The organism is Micromonospora sp. NPDC047753, from assembly GCF_040642735.1.
Taxonomy (GTDB): Bacteria; Actinomycetota; Actinomycetes; order Mycobacteriales; family Micromonosporaceae; genus Micromonospora.
This window is the reverse complement of the sequence record NZ_JBEYSL010000320.1, coordinates 1-8,016: the sequence shown is the minus strand read 5'-3', so window position 1 is coordinate 8,016 and position 8,016 is coordinate 1. Positions and strand designations below refer to the sequence as shown.

The window sequence follows — 8,016 nt, the reverse complement described above, 5'->3', positions numbered from 1 at the left end:
CCGCTTCGCCTGCGCGTACGCCCGGGCCTCGGCCTTGCGGCGCTGCCGCTCGGCGTCGATCTCCGTGATCAGGGCGCGGCGTTCCTGGTCGAGCCGCTGGATCTCGTCCAGGGCACGGGTGACCTCGGCGGGATCCAGACGCTTCGCCAGCGCGGTCGCCACCGCCTCGCGATCCTTCCGGATCAACTCCATGTCGAGCATGCTGCTCCGTACGCCTCCGTCCGGGGTTCACTGGTGAACCATCAGATGCTACCGTCGCGGCCCTCTCGGCCCGGGACGGGGAGGTTCTCCAGCCGGATCGGCATCAGCACCGAGTAGGTGTCGGCGTCATCGGGTCGGCGTACGGCCAGCGGTGCGATCGGCCCATCCAGCTCCAGCACCAGTTGCGGTGCGCCGGCCGCGTTCAGCGCGTCCAGCAGGTAACCGCCGTCCACCCCGACCCGCAGCGCGTCAGTGCCCAGGTCGGCGGCGGGAAGCAGCCGCAGCCCGCCCTGGTCGTCGACGCCGAGCACGGTGACCGGCCGGGTCGTGCCGTCGTGGTCGAGGGCGACAGTGGGTGCCGCCGGGTCGGCCAGCGCGGCGCGCAGCGCGGCCACGTCCACCGGGATCCGGCGCGCGGTCGGTCGCTCACCGACGGACTTACGCAACAGCCGGTGGTAGTCCGGGAAGTCGTACGGCAGGGCGGCGGCGGTCAGCGTGCGGTCGGCCACCCGCACCCGCAGGTCCGTGCCCGCCACCGTCAGCCGTACCGGCCAGGTGTCGCCGGTGTCGAGCAGCGGCCGGAGCTGGTCGACGAGGGCCACCGGCAGGAACACCCGCACGGGCGGCCCGTCGACGTCGGCCCCGGCCCGAGCCAGCGCGAGCCGGTACCGGTCGGTGGCGACGAGCCGGACGCCGTCGGACTCCACGTCGAACAGCACCCCGGCCAGCATCGGCAGCTCCGGGTCGACGCCGACGGCGAAGCGCACCGCGTCGAGCGCTGCGGCCAGGGCGGTGGGGGTGACCAGGAGTGTGGTGGCGGTCGGCGGGGCCGGGTCCACCAGGGCGCGGAGGCGGTCGACCTCGCGGCGGGCGTCGCTGAGCCCGTCGGCCAGCCGACGCAGGTGCGCGTCGAGCAGGTGGTGCACCACTGCCGGCTCGGCGCGTACCGCGGCGGCGATCTCCGGCACCGGCATGCCGATCCGACGCAGCCCGGCCACCAGCCGGGCCGGGGCGATCTGCCCCTCGGTGTACCAGCGGTAGCCGGTCACCGGGTCGACCAGGGTCGGCTCCAGCACACCGGCCGAGTCGTAGAAGCGCAGTGCGCTGACGGTCAGGCCGCTGGCTCGGGCCAGCTCGCCGATGCTGTGCAGGTCACTCACGCTGGGCATCCTGCCCCCTCGACCCGGTTGAGGGTCAAGCGGCGGGCTCCCGCGTCTCCTGCTTGAGCACCCGGAAGGTGAGGCCGGCCCGGACGAGCCGGTCGAGCAGCGCGTCACCCATCGCGGCGACCGGGGTGAGCTGACCGGCGGTCGACGGCAGCTCGTCGAGCGCCAGGCACAGCGCCGACTCGGCGAGCATCTTCGCCGTCTCGTCGTAGCCGGGGTCACCGCCGGCGACCTCGGTGACCACCCGCCGCCCGCCGCCGGTGCCGACGAACCGGACCCGGAACCAGGACGATGCCCGCTGCTCCGCCGTGGGCCCCTGCCCGGACGCGAGCCGGCCGAGCAGCCAGCGTCGGCTGGGCGGCAGCTTCACCAGCCCGATCAGCGCGCCGAGCCCGGCCGCACCGGCCAGCACGGTGGGCAGCCGCTTCACGGCGGCGAAGTGCCGGTAGCGGAAGTCCGGGCCGTACTCCGGGCGGGCCGCAGCCGAGCGGCGGACCACCTGCGGGTCGATGGTCGGCAGCGGCACGGTCCAGATGCCCAGCTCCGCCGAGCGGGCCAGCCGGCCGGGCACCGCCCGGACGCGCCGGTCGGTGGGGCGCGGCTCGACCGCCCGACGGTCCCGGGCGGCCTGGCTGGCCTGCCCGGTACGGGAGAACGCGGTGAGCGCCGAGTGGTAGGTGCCGGCGGAGAACCGACCGCCGGCGCGTACGTACCCGTCCACTGTGATCGGGACGTCGGTGGGCAGCTGTTTGACGGTGAACCAGACGCCCAGGTCGTGCGGGACGGAGTCGAAGCCGCAGGCGTGCACCAGCCGCGCGCCGGTGCGTGCCGCCTCGGCGTGGTGACGCACGTACATGAGGTCGACGAACTCCGGCTCGCCGGTGATGTCCAGGTAGTCGGTGCCGGCACGGGCGCACGCCCCGACCAGCGGCTCCCCGTGGTGGATGTACGGGCCGACAGTGCTGGCCACCACCCGGGCGCTCTCCGCCACCGCCCGCAGGGACTCGGCGGCGGTCACGTCGGCGGTGAGCAGCGGCAGGTCGGCCAGGCCCGGGTCGATCGCGGCGAGCCGGTCCCGCAGGGCGGCGAGGCGCTGCGGGTTGCGCCCGGCCAACGCCCAGCGCAGCTCGGCCGGCGCGTGCCGGGCCAGGTATTCGGCGGTCAGGCCGCCGGTGAACCCGGTCGCTCCGAACAGCACCACGTCGTACGTTCGCTCGCCAGTCATCCTCAGAGTCTGCCATTCGTGGTCGCCGATCAGCGATCACGAGGAGGCGGTCACGGCGTGAACACGGCGCGTACGCAGCCGTCGGCCCGGTCCCGGAACAGCGCGTACCCCTCGGGGCCCTGCGCCAACGGCAGCCGGTGGGTGGCCAGGTGTTCGGTCCGCAGCTCGTCGCGGGCCATCCGGTCCAGCAGCATCGGCACGTCCCGCAGATCCGGCCGACCGGCGCCGCGCAGCGTGAGTCGCCGTTCGGTCAGCGCGCCCAGCGGGAACGCGTCGACGAACCCGCCCGTCGTGCCGAGCACCACCACCACACCGCTCTTGCGGCACGCGTGCACTGCCTCACGCAGCGCGTCCGGTCGGTCGGCGTGCTGGCCACCGAACCGGTCGGCCCTCGACCGGGCCGGTGGCGTGCCGACCGCCACCACGCACACGTCCGGCCCGCGCCCACCGCTTCGGTCGCGCAGTTCGGCCGCGACGTCGGTGTGGCGGTAGTCGAGCGGCTCGGCGTCGGAGTGCCGCTCGGCCATCCGCAGCCGCTGCTCGTGTCGGTCCACGACCAGCACCCGGGCGGCTCCGCGCAGCACCGCCGCCCGGGCGGTCACCTGACCCACCGCCCCGGCGCCCCAGATCGCCACCACGTCGCCGGGACGCACCGCACCCAACTCGGCGGCGAGCCACCCGGTAGGCGCCACGTCCGCCGCGAACACCGCACGGTCGTCGGCGACGGCGTCCGGCACCCGGAACGCGCTCACATCGGCGTACGGCACCCGCACGTACTCGGCGTGGCCGCCAGCGAAACCGCCCGCCGCCCGGGGTCGGCCGAAACAGCCTGCGTCGGAGCGGGCCCAGTCGGGGTCGGCGCTGGGCAGGTCGGCGTGGGCGTTGTCGCAGCAGGAGTGCAGGCCCTGGCGGCAGTACCAGCAGCCGCCGCAGGCCACGCTCGCACCGACGACCACCCGGTCGCCGGCGCGGTGTCGGCGGACCCCGGGGCCGACCTCCACCACCTCGCCCAGGAACTCGGCGCCGAGCACCTCGCCGGGCCGCAGCAGCGGGTGCCGGCCGGCCAGCAGCGGCAGGTCACCGCCGCAGGTGGCGCTGCGCCGAACCCGGACGATGACGTCACGCTCGTTGCGCAGCTCCGGGTCGGGGACCTCGCGTACGGCCAGTTCGCCGGGGGCCACCCAACAGAGCGCTCTCACCCGGGGACCTCGGGGCGGTCCAGCGCCGAGCGGTCAGCGCGGAGCACCTCACCGGCCTCCACCCGTTGCTTGATCTGGCGCAGGGTCCGGCGGACCAGCAGACCCGGGTCGTCGCCGACGACGTGGGCGGCGAGCCCGGTGGGCGGTGTGACGCCGGCCAGCGGCCGGGCGGCCAGTTCGGTGCCCCGGTCACCGGGCGCCGGGCGCACCCGCACCTCGACCGCCCCGTCCAGGCGGCGCAGCGGCTCCGGCCAGCGGCCCTCCGGCAGCACCTGCTCCGGCGGCCGGTCGACGGTCACCACCTCCCACCGGGCCGACGCTGCGGCGTCACCGTCCGCGCCGTGCCGGCCACGTGCTGCGGCGTCACCGTCCGCGCCAGGCCGGCCAGCCCGACGGGGTACGCGCAGCAGCCGCGCCGCCCCGGCCAGCGCCGCCCCACCGAGGGCGGGTCCCGCCCGCGCCAGCCGTCCCATCGGTACCACCCGTCCTCCCGGTTCACGTCCCCCGATCGTCGGTCGCACCCGGGTGAAGCGCGCTCGCCCGGAAGGGGTGAACCGGCCCGTGCCGGGTAACCGCTCGCCGACCGGGGGCGGAGCGCGTGGTGGGGGTGGGGCTGGGTGCCGGAACAGGATCACGTACGGGTCGAACCGGCATCGGGGCCACCGCTGTTGGCGTCCCGGCTGACGCCAGCCGTGCCGCCGGAGCCGGTGGTCGCCCGGCCCCGCCTGCTGCGCCGGTTGGACGAGGGCAGTGCGGGACCGGTCACCCTGGTCGCCGCTCCCGCCGGCTGGGGCAAGACCACCCTGCTCGCGTCCTGGACACGGCTGGGCGGCGCGCCGCCCGACGTGGAGCCGGGCGGGATGGTGCCGGACAGCGGTGACCTGTCGGTCTCGTCGGCTGACGTCCCGGTCTCGGCGTGGATGTCGGTGGAGGTCGGCGACGACTCCGACCGGCTCTGGGCGTACCTCGCCGCGGCGCTGCGTTCGGCGACCGGGGCGACGGAGGGCGGCCCGGTGCCCGACCGGCCGCCCCGCCCCGACCAACTGGAGGCGCTGGCCGCCATGCTCGCCGCCGCCGACCGGCCGGTGCTGCTGATCCTGGACGACCTGCACCGGGTCGCCGACCCGGCGGCGTTGACCGGCCTGGAGTTCCTGCTGCGGCACGCCGGGCGGCGGCTCCGTCTGGTGATCTGCGCGCGGGCCGGACTGCACCTGCCACTGCACCGGCTCCGTCTCGCCGGCGAGCTGACCGAGATCGGCCCGGACGAGCTGGCGTTCACCGACGACGAGGTGGCCGACCTGCTCACCGCCCACGCCGCCGCGCTGCCGGCGACCGCTGTGCGCCGGCTGCGGGAGCGCACCGGCGGCTGGCCGGCCGCGCTGCGCATCGCCGCCCTCGCGGTACGCGGACAGTCCGACCCGGAACGCTGGGTGGGGCAGTTCGGCGGAGACCACCCGGAGATCGCCGGCTACCTGCGCGAGGAGGTGCTGGCGACGCTCGACCCGGCCGAGGAGGAGCTGCTGCGCCGTACCGCAGTCGTCGACACCGTCAGCGCCGACCTGGCCGAGGCGCTGACCGGCCGCGCCGACGCCGGGCAGGTGCTGGCCGACCTGGCCGGGACCGGTGGTCTGCTGCACCGGGAGGACACCCGGCCGCCCTGGTACCGGTACGACTCCCTGCTCGCCGAGCTGCTCCGCGCCGACCTCGCCCGGTTGCCCGTCGACGAGCTACGCGACCTGCACGTCCGGGCCGCCGACTGGTACGCGGCTGACGGGCGGCCCGCGGACGCTCTGCGGCACGCCCTGGCCGCCGGCCGCTGGGACCTGGCCGGTGACCTGTTCGTCGCGCACTGGCCGGAGCTCACCCGCTACGACCGGGACCCGGTGCACGCCCCGGCACCCACCCCGCCGCCGGCGGAGGTGATCCGGGCCGACCCGGAGGTGGCGCTGGCCTGCGCCGCCGAGCGCGCGTACGCCGGTGACCTGCCGGCCGCCACCGGTCACCTGCGGGCCGCCGCCGGGCACGCCGCAGGGCTGCCGGTGCCGCGCCGGGACCGGTTCCTGCGGTTGGTCACCGCGCTGGAGCTGACAGTGGCCCGGCTCGCCGACGACCGCAGCGAGGCCCGGGCCGCCGCCGCTCGCCTGCTGCGCACCCGACCGGCGGAAGCCACTCCCACCGGGCTGCCGACCGGGGTTTCCAGTTCCGCCCCGACGGCCGGTGGCGGCGGCACCGCCGACGACCTGGACCTGCGGGCGTTCACCGGTACCGCGCTGGGGCTGGTCGAGTTGGCCGACGGGGCGCTGCCCACCGCCCGGTTCGTGCGGGCCCGGGCGGCCGCGCGGGAAGCCGGCCGGCCGCGCACCGAGCTGGTCGCCACAAGCCGCGCCGCGCTGCTGCTCGCGGTTCGCGGCGAGCTGCGGGCAGCCGAGCAGGCGGCCAGGGAGGCGCTCGGCATGCCGCCCTGCCGGGGCTGGTCCTGTCGGCTCGACTGCGGCCACGCGTACCTGGCTCTCGCCGTGGTGGCACTGCTGCGCGACCAGCCCGAGGAGGCCGCCGCGAACCTCGCCCTCGCCGTCGGGGCGCTCGACGTCACGCACGGCTGGGCCGGCGACCCCGCCCTGGGCGACCCCTCCCTGGGCGGCGACTGGCTGGCCGCCGCCTCCGACGAGCCGGTGGCGGCGGCGGTGGCTGCGCTGTGCCGGGCACAGCTACGCCGCGACTCCGGTGACCCGGCGACCGGCCAGCGGCTGCTCGTCCAGGCCCGGGAGGCGCTGGCCGACCGGCCGTCCGCCGACGAGCTGACCGGCCTGCTGCGGGCCGCCGAGGCCGAACTGCGGGCCGCGCGGGGCGACCTGGACTCCGCCCGCGACCTGCTGGCCGACGCCGCCGACGAGGGGGCCGACCCGGTGCTCGCCGTGACGTTGGCGAAGGTGCAGCTGCGGGCCGGTGACGCCGCCGTCGCCGAGCGGACCCTGCCGGACTGGCAGGCGCCGGCCGCCACGGCCTGGCCGCTACCGGTACGCCTGGACGCCGGTCTGCTCGACGCGGTGCTGGCCCAGCGCGCCGGGGACGGGCGTCGGGCGGGTCGGATCCTGGAGCAGACGCTGAGCCTGGCCGGCCCGCAGGGCTGCCGCAGGGTCTTCACCCGCGCCGAACCACCGGTGCGGGACCTGTTGGCCGCGCACCTGGACGCGGGCACCGCGCACTTCACGCTGGTCAGTGACCTGGTGCGGGGCGCGGGACAGGGCGCCGCCGGGCCAACCGCCGGGCCGGGGGGCGCGCTCGACGAACCGCTCACCGAACGGGAGCTGACGATTCTGCGCTACCTGCAGAGCATCCTGTCCAACGTGGAGATCGCCGCAGAGTTGTCCCTCTCGGTCAACACCGTCAAGACCCACGTCCGCAACATCTACCGGAAACTCGACGCGACCCGCCGGCGCGAGGCGGTCCGGCGGGCGCGCGAGCTGCGTCTGATCTGAGCGGGTCAGGCGTTCGCGGCGGCATCCGCTGCCGTCAGCAGGTCGGGCAGGTCGTACCCGCCGTCGTGCCTGATGCCGTTCACGAACAGGGTGGGGGTGCCGTTCACCCCGCTGCGGATGCCCCCCACGAAGTCCCGACGCACCCGGTCCGCGTGCGCACGGTTCTCCACCTCGGCGTTCAACTCGTCCGGCGGCAAGCCGACCTGCTCGACGCCGAGCGAGAGGTGCACCGGGTCGAGCTGGTCCTGATGCTCGTAGAGCCAGTCGTGCATCTCCCAGAACCGGCCCCGGACCCCGGCGGCCTCGGCCGTCTCGGCGGCCCGTTCGGCGTACGGGTGCACGTTGGCGATCGGGAAGTAGCGGTAGACCAGCCGTACGGTGTCGGCCCGCTGCCGCAGCAACTCGTGCAGGTTCGGGTACGCGGCACCGCAGAACTGGCACTGGAAGTCGCCGTACTCGACGATGGTCACCGCCGCGTCGGCCGGCCCCCGGATGTGGTCGTCGGTGGTCACCGGGTCTCGAAGTCGGGCGGTGACCTGCAGTGGCGTGCTCATCGGGCCATCACCTTCCGATCGGCGGCGAGTTGGTCCAGCGCGTCGAAGATCCCGTCGGCGCCGGGGTTGACGTCGGGCGGCGACAGGTAGCTCCAGGCGACGACAGCCCTGCGTGTCGGAGGGCCGTGGCAGGTGAGATCGCGACCGGAGCGGGAACGTCGCCAACCGGTACGCGGCAGCGGAGCCGGCCCC

6 protein-coding genes and 2 pseudogenes are annotated in these 8,016 nt (G+C 76.0%); 1 reads left to right on the top strand and 7 read right to left on the bottom strand.

Annotation, left to right across the window (positions count from 1 at the left end; all coding sequences use genetic code 11):
• The 5 genes and pseudogenes from ABZ749_RS23760 to ABZ749_RS23740 form a co-directional block, all read right to left on the bottom strand.
• Positions 1–201 (bottom strand): annotated as a pseudogene (locus ABZ749_RS23760) (serine--tRNA ligase); the annotation flags it as partial.
• Between the two features lie 41 nt (positions 202–242).
• A complete protein-coding gene (locus ABZ749_RS23755) occupies positions 243–1,370 on the bottom strand; it encodes a MerR family transcriptional regulator (RefSeq protein ID WP_357231272.1) in 1,128 nt (375 codons plus the stop codon).
• A gap of 25 nt (positions 1,371–1,395) precedes the next feature.
• Complete coding sequence (locus ABZ749_RS23750) at positions 1,396–2,592, bottom strand: saccharopine dehydrogenase NADP-binding domain-containing protein (protein WP_357231269.1); 1,197 nt, start codon at positions 2,590–2,592, stop codon at positions 1,396–1,398.
• A 50-nt stretch (positions 2,593–2,642) separates the two neighbouring features.
• Complete coding sequence (locus ABZ749_RS23745; RefSeq protein WP_357231266.1) at positions 2,643–3,791, bottom strand: alcohol dehydrogenase catalytic domain-containing protein; 1,149 nt, start codon at positions 3,789–3,791, stop codon at positions 2,643–2,645.
• Positions 3,788–4,264 carry a hypothetical protein gene (locus tag ABZ749_RS23740; RefSeq protein WP_357231263.1) on the bottom strand — a complete coding sequence of 159 codons (477 nt, stop codon included), beginning with the start codon at positions 4,262–4,264 and terminating at the stop codon, positions 3,788–3,790. The genes ABZ749_RS23745 and ABZ749_RS23740 overlap by 4 nt, the downstream gene beginning before the upstream one ends.
• A 144-nt stretch (positions 4,265–4,408) precedes the next feature.
• Between ABZ749_RS23740 and ABZ749_RS23735 the strand changes: the two genes are divergently transcribed.
• Complete coding sequence (locus ABZ749_RS23735) at positions 4,409–7,270, top strand: LuxR C-terminal-related transcriptional regulator (protein ID WP_357231260.1); 2,862 nt, start codon at positions 4,409–4,411, stop codon at positions 7,268–7,270.
• Positions 7,271–7,275: 5 nt separating this feature from the next.
• On the opposite strand, the gene ABZ749_RS23730 is transcribed toward ABZ749_RS23735, so the two are convergent.
• Together ABZ749_RS23730 and ABZ749_RS23725 are read right to left on the bottom strand one after the other, a co-directional pair.
• Positions 7,276–7,824: a DsbA family protein gene (locus ABZ749_RS23730; protein WP_091409221.1), complete on the bottom strand. Its 549-nt coding sequence runs from the start codon at positions 7,822–7,824 to the stop codon at positions 7,276–7,278.
• Positions 7,821–8,016 (bottom strand): annotated as a pseudogene (locus ABZ749_RS23725) (hypothetical protein); the annotation flags it as partial. The gene ABZ749_RS23730 and the pseudogene ABZ749_RS23725, both read right to left, overlap by 4 nt.

Excerpts from the sequence above, each read along its gene's own strand:
- ABZ749_RS23750 (WP_357231269.1), bottom strand. The coding sequence starts at position 2,592 with ATGACTGGCGAGCGAACGTACGACGTGGTGCTGTTCGGAGCGACCGGG.
- ABZ749_RS23755 (WP_357231272.1), bottom strand. The coding sequence starts at position 1,370 with ATGCCCAGCGTGAGTGACCTGCACAGCATCGGCGAGCTGGCCCGAGCC.
- ABZ749_RS23730 (WP_091409221.1), bottom strand. The coding sequence starts at position 7,824 with ATGAGCACGCCACTGCAGGTCACCGCCCGACTTCGAGACCCGGTGACC.
- ABZ749_RS23740 (WP_357231263.1), bottom strand. The coding sequence starts at position 4,264 with ATGGGACGGCTGGCGCGGGCGGGACCCGCCCTCGGTGGGGCGGCGCTG.